The sequence below is a fragment of the Cupriavidus sp. NPDC089707 genome, assembly GCF_044748965.1.
GTDB lineage: Bacteria > Pseudomonadota > Gammaproteobacteria > Burkholderiales > Burkholderiaceae > Cupriavidus.
In genome coordinates this window covers 76,352-90,881 of the sequence record NZ_JBIVHB010000003.1, presented here as the reverse complement: position 1 = coordinate 90,881, position 14,530 = coordinate 76,352, and the positions used below count along the sequence as shown (strand labels likewise).

Below are 14,530 nucleotides of genomic sequence, written 5' to 3'. Positions count from 1 at the left end.
AGCGAAGCCGCGAATTATAGGGACGCCTTCGCGATTGCGCAAGCGCCTTCGCAAACTTTCTGCGATTGTGCTGCGCGCAGCGCGTCAGCATCCTTTGCATCAAGGCCTCAGGCCTGCGTCAGCCGTTCGCGCAATTCGCGCTTGAGCACCTTGCCGATGGCGCTGCGCGGCAAGCTGTCGACCACGTGCAACTCGGCCAGCCGCTGGGTCTTGCCCAGGCGCTCGTTGGCCCAGGACAGCACGTCCTGCGCGGTCGCGCCGCTTCCGGCGCGCAGCGCGACGAAGCCCACCGGCGTCTCGCCCCAGCGCTCCGACGGCACGCCGACCACCGACACCTCGGCGACCGCCGGGTGCTCGCGCACCACCGCCTCGATATCGCTCGGATAGATGTTGAAGCCGCCCGAGATGATCATGTCCTTCTTGCGGTCGAGCAGCACCAGGAAGCCGTCATCATCGAAGCGGCCGATATCGCCGGTACGGATAAAGCGATTGCCCTGTGCATCGTGCCATTCGGTCTCGGCGGACTTCTCCGGCTGGTTGTGGTAACCGTTCATCATCGCCGGCGAGCGGCCGACCACTTCGCCGGTGCTTCCCGGCGGCAGCTCGCGGCCTTCGTCGTCGATGATGCGGATGTCTGCGTTCGGTGCGGGGCGGCCCACCGTATGCAGCTTGTCGGGAAACTGGTGCGCATGCAGCAGGCAGCTGCCGCCGCCTTCGGTCATGCCGTACAGCTCGGTCAGCCCGCCCGGCCAGCGGCGCAGCACCTCGGCCTTCAGCGTCGGGCTGAACGGCGCGCTGGTGCAGAACTTCTGCCGGAAGGACGACAGGTCGTGCCGGTCGAAGTCCGGATGCGCCAGCAGGCGCTGGTATTGCACCGGCACCAGCATGGTGTGGGTGACACGGTGCTGCTGCGCCAGCGCCAGGTACTTGCCCGCATCGAACTTGGCCATCAGGATCGCGGTGCCGCCCAGGCCGATGGTCGGGAAGAAGCTGGCCAGCGTGGTGTTGGAGTACAGCGGCGTCGACAGCAGCGTGACCGCGTCGGTGCCGTAGCCTGTGGCCGCGCCGCGCGACACGTGCGCCCAGCGCATGCCGTGCGACTGCACGATGCCCTTGGGCTTGCCGGTGGTGCCGGACGAATAGATGATGTTCAGCGGCATTTCCGGGCGGATATCGGGCTCCCGCACCGGCGTGCCGGCCGGGGCGAGCCAGTCCGCATAGGGCTGGCCAGCGTCGTCGCCATCGAGGGTGACGATGGGCGTGCTCGCCAGTTGCGCGTGCACCGGCTGCAATGCAGCCGCAACCGCGGCATCGGTGAAGAGGATGCGCGCGCCGGAGTCAGCGACCATGCCGGCCAGGCTCTCGGCCGTGGACGAAGGCGCCAGCGGTGCCACCACCACGCCAGCGCGCACGGCACCAAGGTAGACCGCGGCGTATTCGATCGACGAGTTCGCGCAGATCGCGATGGCCTCGCCGGGACGCACATTGTCGCGCGCCAGCGCCGCGGCGATGCGGTCCATGGCGGCGTCCAGCCCGGCGTAATCAAGCACGCGCCCGTCATGCATCAGCGCGCGCTGCGTGGGGCGTTCGTTAGCATGCTCGCGCACGAGCACGGACATGGTGGTGAAAGGGCGGGTGAGCGGGGCGGGCGGGGTGGGCTTGGTGGGCGTCTGGGTCATGTCGGCAAATTCATGTCGCAAGAACGGAGCGGGCGCCGGCATGGCGGCGCCCGCCGGGAAGCGGTTACTCGGTTACTGTATCTGCGCGCCGGAGTCCTTCACCACCTTGCTCCAGCGGCTGATCTCGGCATCGATATGCGTGCGCAGCGCGGCGGGCGTCGAGCCGACCGGTTCATAGCCGTTGGTTGCCAGCGTGGCCTTCAGGTCGGGCTGGCGCAGCACCGTGGCGATCTCGGTGCTGAGGCGGTCGACCACAGGCTGCGGCGTGCCGGCTGGTGCCAGCACCGCATACCAGCCGGTGATGCTGATGCCTGGCACGCCGGCTTCGGCCAGCGTCGGCACCTCAGGCGCGACCGCTGCGCGCTGGCTGCCGGTCACCGCCAGCGCGCGCAGCTTGCCGCTCTTCACGTGCGGCAGCGTGGTGGAGATGCTGTCGAAGGTCAGCTGGACCTCGCCCGACAGCATCGCCGTCACCACCTGCGCGCTGCCCTTGTACGGGACATGGGTCATCTTGATGCCCGCCACGGAATCGAACAACTCGCCCGCCAGGTGGCCGGTGTTGCCGTTGCCGGCCGAGGCGAAGGTCAGCTTGCCGGGATTGGCCCTGGCCTCCGCGATCAGCTCCTGCACGTTGTTCGCGCGCAGCGACGCGCTGCCGGCCAGGATCATCGGCAGGTTGGCCACCAGCGACACCGGCGCGAAGTCCTTGCGGGTGTCGTACGGCAGCTTGGGATACAGGCTCGCATTGATGGCATGCGCGGCCAGCACCATGATCAGCGTGTAGCCGTCCGGCTTGGCGCGCGCCAGCGCCTGCGTGGCGATGGTGCCGCCGGCGCCGGGCCGGTAGTCGAGCACCACCGGCTGGCCCAGCTTTTCTTGCAGCTTGGCGGCCACCGGGCGCGCCAGCAGGTCGGCGCTGCCGCCGGGCGGGTAGGGGATCAGCAGCTGGATCGGCCGCGCGGGCCAGGTCTCGGCGCCGGCGGTGAACGGTACGGCCAGGGACGTGGCGGCCAGCATGCCGGCCAGTCCGCGGGCGAGCCATGCGCGGCGGCCCCGGACGGGGCGCAGGGATGATGCCATCGATGTGTCTCCTTGTTATGCGGCCGCGGGCGCGGCCGGTCGTCCCATGTAGCGGGCAGGGACGTGGATGTCACAAACGGTAAAGCGGGATGCGCGGCAGGGGAATTCTTAAATCGATAAGTCTGGCTTTTTGTGGGCGGAGCCCAGGCGTCCGTCCTGGTGATCCACACGCCGCGCGGCTGCATGGAGGGCTCGTCCGAAACGGCGCTCAGTTGGTCGGATGCGGCGGACTGAAGAAATACGGGATCAGCGACACCGCGACCAGCACCGCAGCGGACACAAAGATCGCCGCATAAGTCGACCCCACCGGCCACTGCCGCACATGCCCCGCATTGGCGATCAGACCGAACGCCCACGACGTCAGCGCCGAGCCGAGGAACACGAAGGTATTGAGCAGCCCCAGCCCACGTCCGCGCTGCGACGGCGGGATCAGGCCGCGGCCCTGCGCCATCACCAGCGGATGCAGCATGCCGATGGTCGACAGCAGCGCCATCATCGCCACGGCGTAGCCGATGCCGGTGTCCGGCCACAGCGCCAGCAGGATCGCCCCCGACATGGCAAAGCACGACCAGCCGGCGATGGCGGTCTTGAGCGTACTGCGGCGCACCAGCACCGGCAGCAGGAATGCCGTCAGGAAGCCGGCCAGGCTCAGCAGCGTCAGGGCGACGCCGCGCGGCGCCGAGCCCAGGCCGAATACTTCAGCCAGGTAGGGGCCGCTCCAGGCATTGCGGAAGGCGGTACCGGCCGCCATGGCCACGCACAGCGGGATCAGTGTCCACAGCGGCGCCAGCTTCAGCAGCTGCATGCTTTCCGACAGCATCGCCGGCCACGAGGCGCTGCGTGCCTCGGCATGGCCATGGTCGCGCACGAAGCGCCACACGCCATAGCAGGCCGCCACCATGCCCAGCGCCGATACCGCCATCGATGGCCGCCAGCCGATCAGCGAGATGGCCCAGCCAAGCGGCGCGGTCGCGCACAGCGAGCCGATCATGCCGGTGGCATTGGAGCGGCTGACGACGCGGGTGTAGTCGCGTTCGGAGAGTTGTTCCGAGGCGAAATGCAGCAGGCCCATGAACACGGGCGCGCACGCCAGCCCCAGACCCACCTGCGCCAGCGTGGCCGCGGTGCCGTTGGGCGCCAGCACGAATACGATTGACGACAGCGCGCCCACGGCCAGGAGCAGCGCGGTCGGGCGGCCGACACCGTAGCGGTCGAACGCAATGCCCACTGGGATCTGCGCCACGGCGAACGCCAGGAAAAATGACGAAGAGAGTGCGCCATACCCTGCCGGGGACAGGCCGAAATCGTGCTGCAACTCCGGCGCCATCACTGCCAGGCAGGAGCGGAAGAACTGGCTGAGCGCGAACGCGAAGGTCAGGATGGCAATGCCGCGCACGGCGCGCGCGGTTGCGGCCCCGGCGGGCAGGGCATTGGAACCGGGAGGGGATCCGGGAAGGGGGGAGTGGCTGGCGGTCACGGCGTCTGTGGCGCTATATCTGCAGCGAGTGTAGAGCCTGCGCGCGTTGCCGGATCAACGGTTGGCCGGTGTTCGCCCAGATTGCGCGGCCGTACCCTGTGCGGATTGTGTGCTCCCTCTCCCGCTTGCGGGAGAGGGTTGGGGAGAGGGCGGGAGTGTCCACGGAGTCAGCCCGTTGCGGTACGCAAGCGCCTGCCCTCTCCCCCGGCCCCTCTCCCGCAAGCGGGAGAGGGGAGCACACCGTCGGTGGGTTTGGCGTATCACGCCGGCAGAGCGTCGTACGTCAGCAAAAATACCTGCTCTTCGCCCGCGCTGACCGGCAGCCAGACGATTTCCAGCTCGGGGAAGGCGGCTTCCACATTGGCATGCTCGTTGCCGATCTCCACCACCAGCACGCCACCCGGATTCAATCGCGCCTTGGCCCCGGCGATGATCCGCCGCACCACGTCCATGCCATCGTCCCCGCCGGCCAGCGCAATGCGCGGTTCGGCCTGGTATTCCGCCGGCAGTGCCTGCATCGAGGCTTCATTGACGTACGGCGGGTTGGTCAGGATCACATCGTAGGTGGCCCCATGCGGCAGCGGCGCATACAGGTCGCCTTCGTAGAGACGGATGCGGTCGTCCATCTTGTAGTCGGCGACGTTGCGGCGCGCCACGGCCAGCGCATCGGCCGAAATGTCGACAGTATCGATCTTCGCGTTCGGCCACACGTGCGCGGCCAGGATCGGAAGGCACCCCGAGCCGGTGCACAGCTCCAGCACCGGGCCGATCTGCGCGGTCTCGCCGACCCACGGCTCCAGCCCTTCCTGCAGCAGTTCGCCGATAAAGCTGCGCGGCACGATGACGCGCGAGTCGACGTAAAAGCGCAGGCCATGCATATAGGCCTCGTGCGTGATGTACGCGGCCGGCACGCGCTCGTTGACGCGGCGGTCGATGACCTTCAGCACGGCGTCGATTTCCTCGGGCAGCAGGCGCGCATCGAGGAACGGGTCGAGCGTGTCGAGCGGCAGGTTCAGCGTGTGCAGCACCAGGTAGGCCGCCTCGTCATAGGCGTTGGCGCTGCCGTGGCCGAAGGACAGGCGCGCGGCGGTGAAGCGCGAGACTGCGAGGCGCAGCAGGTCGCGCACGGTGCGCAGGGGAGCGGGTGTTGCCATGTAGGTGTCTTTCGGCGAAAAAAAATCAGGCGATCAGGCGTTCCAGCACGCCACGATAAACATTCTTCAGCGGGTCGATGAAGCGCACTTCGACGTGCTCGTCGATCTTGTGGATGCTGGCGTTGGGCGGGCCGAACTCGATCACCTGCGGGCAGATCTTGGCGATGAAGCGGCCATCGGAGGTGCCGCCGGTGGTCGACAGCTCGGTGTCGAAGCCGGTTTCGGCCTTGATCACCGACGACAGCGCGTCGGACAGGTCGCCGCGCGGCGTCAGGAACGGCTCGCCACCCAGGGTCCAGTCCAGCGTGTATTCGAGGCTGTGGCGGTCCAGGATCGCATGCACGCGCGCCTTCAGGCCTTCGGGCGTGCTGGCGGTCGAGAAGCGGAAATTGAAGTCGATGGTGACGTGGCCCGGGATCACGTTGGTGGCGCCGGTGCCGCCGTGGATATTCGACATCTGCCAGCTGGTCGGCGGGAAATACTCGTTGCCTTCGTCCCACACTTCGGCGGCCAGCGCGGCCAGCGCCGGTGCGGCGTCATGGATCGGGTTGCGGCCCAGGTGCGGATACGCGATATGGCACTGGATGCCCTTCACCGTCAGCTTGCCCGACAGCGAGCCGCGGCGGCCGTTCTTGACCATGTCGCCGAGCGCGTTGACCGAGGTCGGCTCGCCGATCACGCAATAGTCCAGGCGCTCGCCGCGCGCGGTCAGCGCTTCGACGACCTTGACGGTGCCGTCATGCGCCGGGCCTTCCTCGTCGCTGGTGATCAGGAAACCGATCGAACCGGCGTGCGCGGGATGCGCCTTGACGAATTCCTCCACCGCCACCACGAAGCCGGCGATCGAGGTCTTCATGTCGGCGGCGCCGCGGCCGTACAGCTTGCCGTCGCGATGGGTCGGCTCGAACGGGTCGGAGTGCCACTGCTCCAGCGGGCCGGTCGGCACCACGTCGGTATGGCCGGCGAACACCAGCAGCTTGCCCGCCGTGCCCTGCGTGCCGCGCCTGACCGCCCACAGGTTGGTCACGCGGAAATCGTCCGGACCGCTGACGATGGCTTCGCAGTCGAAGCCGAGCGCCTTCAGGCGGGTTTCCAGGATGGCCTGGCAGCCTTCGTCGGCGGGCGTGACGGAGCGGCGGCGGATCAGGTCTTCGGTGAGGGCGAGGGTGGCGGTCATGTGACGGCGGCGCTAAATCAGGTAAATCGGCAGGTAAATCAGCAGGTAAATCAGAACTGGCTGGCGTACTGGTCGGCGGAGAAGCCCACCATTACCTTGCCAGCGTGGGCCAGCACCGGGCGCTTGATCAGCGACGGGCTTTGCTGCATCAGCGCGATCGCGCCGGCTTCTTCCTCGGCGCGGGCCTTGTCGGCATCCGACAGTGCCCGATACGTGGTGCCCTTGCGATTCAGCAGCGTGGCCAGCGGCACGTGCCTGAGCCAGCCGCGCAGCATGGATTCATCCACGCCTTGCTTTTTGAAGTCGTGGAAGGTGTAGGCCACGCCGTTGGCATCCAGCCAGGTGCGGGCTTTCTTGACGGTATCGCAGTTGGGAATGCCGTAGAGGAGGACGGTCATGGCTTGTTCTTTGTGGAGTTCGGGCTCAGCGGAACAGCAGGTTCAGCGCAATCACCAGGCTGCCCAGGCCCAGCGCCACGCCACCCATGGCGACCGCGGTCATCAGACGCAGGCGGCGGTCCAGCCGCGCGGCTTCCTTGCGCAGCGCTTCGATGGTGATGGCATGCTGCTCGGCCAGCAGCTTGACCGCTTCGGCCTGCTGCACGGCGGCGGTTTCCAGTTCGGCAATGCGGGCGGCGGGATCGCGCGTTTCGGCCACGGCGCCTTCGGGCGCGTCGTCCTTGCGCTTGCCTTTCTTGATCTTCTCGATGGTCTTGTTGGCCTGCTCGAGAATGGTGGGCAACAGGGAGAGCACGGTACTGACGGTGGCGGGATCCAGAGCCATGAGTCGCTTGCGGAGGGAAGGCATGTTCAGCCTGGCCAGGCGGGAGGTGACAGCGGTATTGCGGTCCCGGGGCACGGCCCCGGGACGAGGTGGCGCAGCTTGCTGCGCCAAAGCGCGATCCGTATCGATCAGTCGCGCAGCAGGTCGTTCAGGCTGGTCTTGGCGCGGGTCTGCGCGTCGACCTTCTTCACGATCACCGCGCAGTACAGGCTGTACTTGCCATCCTTGGACGGCAGGTTGCCGGCAACGACGACCGAACCGGCCGGCACGCGGCCATAGTGGATCTCGCCGGTTTCGCGATCGTAGATCTTGGTCGACTGGCCCAGGTACACGCCCATCGAGATCACCGAGTTTTCTTCCACGATCACGCCTTCCACGACTTCCGAGCGTGCGCCGATGAAGCAGTTGTCTTCGATGATGACCGGGTTGGCCTGCAGCGGCTCCAGCACGCCGCCGATGCCTACGCCGCCCGACAGGTGCACGTTCTTGCCGATCTGCGCGCACGAACCGACGGTGGCCCAGGTGTCGACCATGGTGCCTTCATCGACATAGGCGCCGATGTTGACGTACGACGGCATCAGCACCGCGTTCCTGGCGATGAACGAACCGCGGCGGGCCACGGCGGGCGGCACCACGCGAAAGCCGGCCTTTGCGAAGTCGTCGCCGCTCCAGTTGGCGAACTTGGTCGGCACCTTGTCGTAGAACTGGGCGAAGCCGCCGGCGCTCATCGGCGCGTTATCTTCCAGTCGGAACGACAGCAGCACGGCCTTCTTGACCCACTGGTTGACGATCCAGTCCTTGCCTTGCTTCTCGGCCACGCGCAGCGTGCCGGCATCCAGCTGGCCGATGACGTTGGCCACGGCTTCGCGGATGTCGTTGGGGGCGGACTTGGGCGACAGGCTGGTGCGGTCTTCCCAGGCCTGGTCGATCAGGGCTTGCAGTGCTTGCGTCATGTTCGTTTTCTCAGGGTTGAATATTGATGCGTGGGTCTGGTCAATGCGACGGACGGGGCAGCGCCTCAGCCCAGCGCCTTGCAGAATTCGACGATGCGGCGCGCGCCTTCCAGGCATTCCTCCGGCGTGGCTACCAGTGCCATGCGCACGCGGTTGGCGCCCGGGTTGATGCCGCCAGCCTCGCGCGCCAGGTAGCTGCCGGGCAGCACGGTCACGTTCTGCTCGGCCAGCAGCCGCGCGGCGAACTCGGTATCGCTCAGGCCGGTGCGCGACACATCGGCCCACAGGTAGAAGCCGGCATCGGGCAGCGCCACGTCCAGCACCTCGGCCAGCATCGGCGTCACTTCGCTGAACTTGCGCACGTAGGCGGCGCGGTTCTCGCGCACGTGGTCCTCATCGTTCCAGGCGGCAATGCTGGCGGTCTGCACCGCCGGGTTCATCGCGCCGCCATGGTAGGTACGGTATAGCAGGAATTTCTTCAGCAGCGCGGCGTCGCCGGCGACAAAGCCGGAGCGCAGGCCCGGCACGTTGGAGCGCTTGGACAGGCTGGAGAACATCACCAGCCGCTCGAAGGGGTGGGCCCCATTCGCGCGGCCGAGCTTGTGCGCGGCTTCCAGCGCACCCAGCGGGGCGCGGCCTTCGTCGAAATAGATTTCCGAGTAGCACTCGTCCGATGCAATCACGAAGCCGTAGCGGTCCGACAGCGCGAACAGCTGCTTCCAGTCGTCCAGCGACAGCACCGCGCCGGTCGGGTTGCCCGGGGTGCAGACGAACAGCAGCTGGACCTTCTGCCAGACCTCTTCGCCGATACGGTCGAAGGCCGGGGCGAAGTTGCGCGCCGGGTCGCTGTTGGCGAACACGGGCGTGGCGCCAGCCAGCAGCGCGCCGCCTTCATAGATCTGGTAGAACGGGTTCGGGCACATCACCAGCGCGCCCGGGGTGGTGCCGTCGACCACGGTCTGGGCGAAGGCGAACAGCGCCTCGCGCGAGCCGGTCACCGGCAGCACTTCGGTGGCGGCGTTGACCTTGGGCAGGCCGTAGCGGCGTTCCAGCCAGCCGGCGATGCACTGTCGTAGTGCATCGGAACCGGCCGTTGTGGGATAATTCGCCAGTCCCGAAAGCGACTCGGCCAGCGCTTGCTTGATGAACTCGGGCGTCGGGTGCTTGGGTTCGCCGATGCCGAAGCTGATCGCTGGCTTCTCGGCAGGCTTAACCTGCGAAAAGAGTACCCGCAGTTTCTCGAACGGGTAGGGCTGGAGCAGATCGAGGCGCGGATTCACGGTAGCAGTCGGGGCCGGTTAAAACGACGCATTATAGAGGAACGGCGCGGGTTACCGTGCGCCGGGGCCGCCCGCGCGGCCGGCCGGGGCACGGATGGCGGGCATCACCTCGCAGTGATGCCGCCGGCGCCGTCCGGACTTGCCTGCCAGCCATGGCAGCAAGCGCCGGCTCGCCTCAAACAGATTCCCTTCATGAGCACGAAACCCGTTACGGCGCAGGCTGCGCCGGCCGATCGCCATGCGGTCAAGGCATCACTTTCCATCCTGCTGGGGGCCTCGGTCTGGGGCATCGCCTGGTTTCCGTACCGCGTGCTGGCCGGCTGGGGGCTGGGCGGCATGCACGCCGCCGCGCTGGTCAGCGCGGTTGCCGCGGCGCTGTCGCTGCTGGCATTCCGCCGCCAACTGGCCGGGCTGCGCCCGCACTGGCTCTTTGTCGCGATCGGGCTGGCGGCCGGGGTGACCAACGCCGGCTTTGTCTGGGGCAGCGTCAACGGCCATGTCATGCGCGTGCTGCTGCTGTTCTACCTGACGCCGGTCTGGACCGCGCTGTTCGCCCGGCTGTTCCTGGGGGAGCGGCTGTCGGCGGCCGGACTGGGGCTGGTGGCGCTGGCCTTGTTCGGCGCCGGGCTGATGCTCTGGACGCCAGAAGTCGGCGTGCCGCTGCCGGGCAACGCGGCGGAATGGTCCGGACTGGTCGGCGGCATGGGCTTCGCCGTCAATAACGTGCTGTCGCGCCGCGCCGGCCAGCGCTTTCCCGACATGGATGCGCGCGTGCGTACCGTGGTGGTGTACCTCGGCTGCACCGTGGTCGGCGTGCCGGCGGCACTGTTGCTGGACGGCACCTCGGTGATAGTCGTGCCAGGCGCGCAGGTCAGCGTCGCTATGCTGGTGCTGGGCCTGGCCGCCGTGCTGGTGGTCAGCAATTCGGTGGTGCAGTACGGCCTGCAGCGGCTGCCCGCTAACCGGGTGTCGCTGCTGATGCTGTTCGAGATCGTGATCGCGGCGGTTTCGGCGTGGTGGCTGGCGACCGAGGTGCTGAGCTGGAAGGAAGCGGCCGGCGGGCTGTGCATCGTCGCGGCCGGGGCCTTGTCCGGGCTGGTGCACCGGAGCCGGCCGGCGCGTGCGTTGGCAGTGCCTGACCCCGAACCGGCAGCTTGAGTCGTCGCTTTTGCGGCGTGCGTGTCACTTTCGCACGCGTGCTTTCAGGTAGGCGGCGGTGAGCAGCGGCACGTCGAACGGCGGCAGGAACTGCGCGCGCACCGTGGCATCCGGCCCGACCAGGATCAGCGAGCCCGGATAGGCTGCGTTGGGGGCGGGTGGCACGCCAGGTCTGGCGCCGAGATCGTCGATCATCCGCGCCAGCGTCTCCGGGCTGCCTGTGGCACCCAGGAAGCGGGCGTCATACGGGGCAAGGTAGCGCCGCAGTGCGTCAGGCGTATCGCGCTGCGGGTCCAGCGAGACGAACAATACCTGCGTGGTGGCAAGCTTCTGCGTCGTGCTGATGCGCTGGTACAACCCTGTCAGGGCTGTCAACGCAGCGCTGCATGGCGCTCCGCAATGGGTGTCGCCCAGCAGCACCAGGGTCCAGCGGCCTTGCAGCTGCGTCTGGGTAAAGGGGCGGCCATTCTGGTCGGTGAGGCGGAAATCCCCCACCGGCCAGCCGCGCGACGACAGGTCGGTATGCTGGATCTCGTTGTGCGTGGCCGGCGCAAGGCCCGGCAACGAGGCCGCGAACAGGCAGGCGGCCAGCCTGGCCAGCCATCGGTTCATGGCGAGACTCCCTGACCGGATCGCAAGGCAGCGCGATGGCCCGGTGCCGTGGCGCCTGCGCGTTCGGCGTTGCCTGCATTCGCTTCGGCAGTTGCGCCGGCGCGCCACGAGCGCATCGCCACGAGCACGCTGGAACCGGCCATCAGCACCGCCGCGAGTACCGGTTGCAGCAGCCCGCTGGCGGCCAGCGCCAGCGCGATGGCGTTGTAGCCGAAGGCCCAGGCCAGGTTGGCCCGAACCGTGCGGCGCACCTGGCGCGCTTGCTGCAACAGCCACGGCAGGCTGGCCAGGCCCGAGCGCGGCAGCACGACGTCCGCGCTTTCGCGCGCCAGGTCGGAGGCATTGCCCACCGCGATGCCGACCGAGGCAGCCGCCAGCACCGGGCCGTCGTTGAGGCCATCGCCGACCATGGCGACCAGACCTGTACCGGCGGCCCAGTCGCGCAGGGCGCGCACCTTGTCGTGCGGCAGCAGCCTGGCCTGCCACGCATCGATATGCAAGTCGCCCGCCATTGCCGCCACCGCGTGCGGATTGTCGCCGCTCAGCAGCAGCGTGCGCAGGCCGTGGCACTGCATCTCGGCGATCACGTCGCCAACATGCGGCATCGGCAGCGTGCGCAGCGCGATCAGCCCGCGCGCCTGGCCCTCCCAGCCGACCAGTACCAGCGTGCATCCCAGTGGCGCCGTAGCCAGCAGGGCAGGCGGCACGTGCCAGCCGAGCGTGCCGAGGAACGCGGGCGATCCCAGCGCGCAGTCCATGCCATCGAAGCGACCGCACAGGCCCTCGCCGGCATTGGCCTCGACTTCGTTGGAGGCTGCGGGCGGCGATGCCGCGGCGCGGGCCATGGCGGCAATCGCGCGCGCTGCCGGATGGTCCGACGCCTGCGCCAGCGCAGCCGCCACGCGCAGGACTTCCGCGTGGCTGGCGCCTTCGGTCTGCATGCCGACCGGGTGCGGCGTGTCCGCCGTCAGCGTTCCGGTCTTGTCGAAGGCAATGCCTTTGAGCCGCGCCAGCCTTTCCAGCACGTCGCCGCCGCGCACGAGGATGCCGCGTTGTGCCGCCAGTCCGATCGCCAACGCATGCGTGAGCGGGGCTGCCAGGCCCAGCGAGCACGGGCATGCCACCACCAGCACGGCCAGTCCGGCCAGCATCGCGGCATCCGCCGCCTGCGCCGGAGCGCCCGCCCGGCTGCCCCAGAACCACGCGCTGGCCGCGGCCAGCGCCAGCACGCCGGGAATGAACACGGCAATGATCCGGTCGACGGTGTCGCCCGCCAGCGTTTTGCGCGCCAGCGCTTCACGCACCTGCCCGCCGATCTGCTGCCACTGGGTCTGCGACCCGGCCGCCGTGGCGCGGACCAGCAGCGGACGGCTGCCGTTGATGCTGCCGGCGTGCACCAATGCGCCCGGCGGCTTGAACTGCGGCTCGCCCTGCCCGGTCAGGACCGCTTCGTCGCACTCCGAGCGGCCATCGACGACGATGCCGTCGACTGGCACGCGCTCGCCGGGAAGTATCCGCACCATCTCGCCCGGCCGGATGTCGACGACGGCGCGCCAGTCTTCGGTGCCGCCATCGACCACGCGCGCCTCGGCGCGTTCAGCGGCCAGCATCGGCGCGAGCCGGCGCGCGGTGCGTACGCGCACCTGTGCCTCAAGCAGGCGGCCCAGCGTGAACAGCAGCAGCACCATGGCGGCGGTGTCGAAATAGACCAGGCTCGAACCAAGCAATACCTGCCAACCTGAGTAGCAGTAGGCGGCGAGCACGCCGATGCAGACCAGGGTGTCAGTCGACAGCCGTCCCTGCCGCATGGCCTGCCACGCGCCTTCGGCAAATGGCCGCCCCAGCAGCAGTACCAGAGGCGTCGCCAGCGCCCACAGCAGCCAGTGAACCGGCCCGCGCAGCCACGCTTCGTCGCCCGTAAACGCGTCGGCGTAGAGCAGCCAGCTGAACAACATGACGTTCATCGCGAGAAACCCGCCGACGCCGAGCCGGATCAGCGCGGCGGCAGCCTGCGGTTCCTCGTGCTCGCCATGGTGCACCTGATAGGCCAGGCAGCAGCCATAGCAGCAGAACCAGTGCGCTTCGCCGTCCAGCTCGCGCTGCTGGCCCAGCCGTCCGACCGGCAACCGGCAGTGACTGCAGGCGTGTGTGTTTTCGATTGGCATAGACGGCCTGGCTAATGCAGGTGGGCGCTCATCGGTACCACGCCGCGCGCGAGCGTGATCAGGCCGAGCAGGAAGATGAACGCGCCGGCGGCGCGCACGCCCTGCATGCGCCAGCCCACGCGCGCCGCTGGCGCAGCCAGGAAGCTGGCCACGACCGGCTGCACCGGGATGGCGCCGGACCGATGCCGCGCGCGCCACCAGAGCCCGAGTCCGCCCATTGCCAGCATGGTAAGTAAGGTGCCGAGCCCGAATGCGAGCATGACCTGCAGGCCGCCCAGCGCGGTGCCTCTGGCTGCCGCCTGCGCGGCGAAGGCATAGACCAGCGGGCAGGGGAGAAAGCCGTTCAGCACGCCAAATGCCAGCGGCGCGGCAGGTCCGGGCTGGCGTAGCAAGGTGCGCAGCGATTGCGCCAGCCACTGCGCGCCCGCGCCGCCCAGCGCATGGCCGCCTCGGCCAACGAACCCGGCCAGGTTCAGCCCGATCAGCAGCATCAGCAGGCCGGACAGGATGGCCAGTCCGCGCTGCACCATGCTGGCCATGCTGCTTTCACCGGCGTGCCCTGCCAGCAGCATGCCGAGATAGCCGGCCAGCGTGCCAAGGAAGGCATAGCTGCAGATCCGGCCGAGGTTATAGCTCAGGTGCCGCAACCAGGAGGCAAGGCGTCCGCCGGGCGCGGGGCCCAGGCCACAGGCAAAGCCGCCGCACATGCCGACACAGTGCATGCTGCCGGCGGCGCCCGCCAGAAAGACCAGCCACAGGTTGCTCATGGCCTCTCCCGCTACTTGCGTATCGCCAGATAGGCCACCCAGGCAAAGAAGCCAACCGTCATGATGACAAAGATCCAGAAGGCGATCGCTTCGGCAAGGGTCATGACCGGCTCCGCTATAACAGTTGCAGGCCGAGCACGTTCAGCGCGAGTTCGCCGAACAGGAAGGCCAGGTTCAGCAGGGCCAGCGCCAGCAGCAGTCTCGGTATCATGGTCGGCTCCGATGGTGTGGCGGACGGTCGGCGG

Annotated in this window: 13 protein-coding genes; 1 reads left to right on the top strand and 12 read right to left on the bottom strand. The window is 68.4% G+C overall.

All coding sequences use genetic code 11. The annotated features are described in order from the left end of the window. Positions 1 to 107: 107 nt before the first annotated feature. From ACIP1U_RS06720 to dapC, 9 genes are all read right to left on the bottom strand, one after another. Positions 108 to 1,679 carry a class I adenylate-forming enzyme family protein gene (locus ACIP1U_RS06720; RefSeq protein ID WP_400313019.1) on the bottom strand — a complete coding sequence of 524 codons (1,572 nt, stop codon included), beginning with the start codon at positions 1,677 to 1,679 and terminating at the stop codon, positions 108 to 110. A gap of 72 nt (positions 1,680 to 1,751) precedes the next feature. Beyond that, positions 1,752 to 2,759, bottom strand: a complete 1,008-nt coding sequence (locus ACIP1U_RS06715; protein ID WP_400313017.1) for a tripartite tricarboxylate transporter substrate binding protein — start codon at positions 2,757 to 2,759, stop codon at positions 1,752 to 1,754. Between the two features lie 208 nt (positions 2,760 to 2,967). Continuing rightward, complete coding sequence (locus ACIP1U_RS06710; protein ID WP_400313014.1) at positions 2,968 to 4,236, bottom strand: MFS transporter; 1,269 nt, start codon at positions 4,234 to 4,236, stop codon at positions 2,968 to 2,970. Between the two features lie 260 nt (positions 4,237 to 4,496). Continuing rightward, positions 4,497 to 5,390 (bottom strand): 50S ribosomal protein L3 N(5)-glutamine methyltransferase, encoded by an 894-nt coding sequence (gene prmB, locus ACIP1U_RS06705; RefSeq protein ID WP_400313012.1) that lies wholly within the window; start codon positions 5,388 to 5,390, stop codon positions 4,497 to 4,499. A gap of 25 nt (positions 5,391 to 5,415) precedes the next feature. Next, positions 5,416 to 6,567, bottom strand: coding sequence for a succinyl-diaminopimelate desuccinylase (gene dapE / locus ACIP1U_RS06700; protein ID WP_400313010.1), 1,152 nt, complete (start codon positions 6,565 to 6,567; stop codon positions 5,416 to 5,418). Between the two features lie 50 nt (positions 6,568 to 6,617). Beyond that, entirely contained in the window at positions 6,618 to 6,965 is a 348-nt protein-coding gene (locus tag ACIP1U_RS06695; RefSeq protein ID WP_400313008.1) for an arsenate reductase, read from the bottom strand. 25 nt (positions 6,966 to 6,990) lie between these two features. Continuing rightward, positions 6,991 to 7,350, bottom strand: coding sequence for a hypothetical protein (locus tag ACIP1U_RS06690; protein WP_400313007.1), 360 nt, complete (start codon positions 7,348 to 7,350; stop codon positions 6,991 to 6,993). A gap of 128 nt (positions 7,351 to 7,478) precedes the next feature. Then, on the bottom strand, positions 7,479 to 8,303 hold the full coding sequence (dapD, locus tag ACIP1U_RS06685; RefSeq protein ID WP_209775255.1) for a 2,3,4,5-tetrahydropyridine-2,6-dicarboxylate N-succinyltransferase: 825 nt from the start codon (positions 8,301 to 8,303) through the stop codon (positions 7,479 to 7,481). Between the two features lie 65 nt (positions 8,304 to 8,368). Continuing rightward, positions 8,369 to 9,583 (bottom strand): succinyldiaminopimelate transaminase, encoded by a 1,215-nt coding sequence (dapC, locus tag ACIP1U_RS06680; RefSeq protein WP_400313005.1) that lies wholly within the window; start codon positions 9,581 to 9,583, stop codon positions 8,369 to 8,371. Positions 9,584 to 9,775: 192 nt separating this feature from the next. Here dapC and ACIP1U_RS06675 point away from each other — a divergent pair, with 192 nt between their 5' ends. Then, positions 9,776 to 10,741 carry a DMT family transporter gene (locus ACIP1U_RS06675; protein WP_400313002.1) on the top strand — a complete coding sequence of 322 codons (966 nt, stop codon included), beginning with the start codon at positions 9,776 to 9,778 and terminating at the stop codon, positions 10,739 to 10,741. Positions 10,742 to 10,765: 24 nt separating this feature from the next. Here the strand turns inward: ACIP1U_RS06675 and ACIP1U_RS06670 are convergent, their stop codons facing one another. The 3 genes from ACIP1U_RS06670 to ACIP1U_RS06660 are packed head-to-tail and all read right to left on the bottom strand — an operon-like array spanning position 10,766 to position 14,285. Continuing rightward, positions 10,766 to 11,353 carry an SCO family protein gene (locus tag ACIP1U_RS06670; protein WP_400312999.1) on the bottom strand — a complete coding sequence of 196 codons (588 nt, stop codon included), beginning with the start codon at positions 11,351 to 11,353 and terminating at the stop codon, positions 10,766 to 10,768. After that, entirely contained in the window at positions 11,350 to 13,518 is a 2,169-nt protein-coding gene (locus ACIP1U_RS06665) for a heavy metal translocating P-type ATPase (RefSeq protein ID WP_400312997.1), read from the bottom strand. Before ACIP1U_RS06665 ends, ACIP1U_RS06670 begins: the two co-directional genes overlap by 4 nt. Positions 13,519 to 13,529: 11 nt before the next feature. Then, on the bottom strand, positions 13,530 to 14,285 hold the full coding sequence (locus tag ACIP1U_RS06660; RefSeq protein WP_400312994.1) for a sulfite exporter TauE/SafE family protein: 756 nt from the start codon (positions 14,283 to 14,285) through the stop codon (positions 13,530 to 13,532). Positions 14,286 to 14,530: the final 245 nt, after the last annotated feature.

Bases quoted from the DNA above. Each gene is read 5' to 3' on its own strand.
- ACIP1U_RS06715 (WP_400313017.1), bottom strand. From the start codon at position 2,759: ATGGCATCATCCCTGCGCCCCGTCCGGGGCCGCCGCGCATGGCTCGCC.
- ACIP1U_RS06720 (WP_400313019.1), bottom strand. From the start codon at position 1,679: ATGACCCAGACGCCCACCAAGCCCACCCCGCCCGCCCCGCTCACCCGC.
- ACIP1U_RS06695 (WP_400313008.1), bottom strand. From the start codon at position 6,965: ATGACCGTCCTCCTCTACGGCATTCCCAACTGCGATACCGTCAAGAAA.
- dapD (WP_209775255.1), bottom strand. From the start codon at position 8,303: ATGACGCAAGCACTGCAAGCCCTGATCGACCAGGCCTGGGAAGACCGC.
- ACIP1U_RS06690 (WP_400313007.1), bottom strand. From the start codon at position 7,350: ATGGCTCTGGATCCCGCCACCGTCAGTACCGTGCTCTCCCTGTTGCCC.
- prmB (WP_400313012.1), bottom strand. From the start codon at position 5,390: ATGGCAACACCCGCTCCCCTGCGCACCGTGCGCGACCTGCTGCGCCTC.
- dapE (WP_400313010.1), bottom strand. From the start codon at position 6,567: ATGACCGCCACCCTCGCCCTCACCGAAGACCTGATCCGCCGCCGCTCC.
- ACIP1U_RS06670 (WP_400312999.1), bottom strand. From the start codon at position 11,353: ATGAACCGATGGCTGGCCAGGCTGGCCGCCTGCCTGTTCGCGGCCTCG.
- ACIP1U_RS06660 (WP_400312994.1), bottom strand. From the start codon at position 14,285: ATGAGCAACCTGTGGCTGGTCTTTCTGGCGGGCGCCGCCGGCAGCATG.
- ACIP1U_RS06665 (WP_400312997.1), bottom strand. From the start codon at position 13,518: ATGCCAATCGAAAACACACACGCCTGCAGTCACTGCCGGTTGCCGGTC.
- ACIP1U_RS06675 (WP_400313002.1), top strand. From the start codon at position 9,776: ATGAGCACGAAACCCGTTACGGCGCAGGCTGCGCCGGCCGATCGCCAT.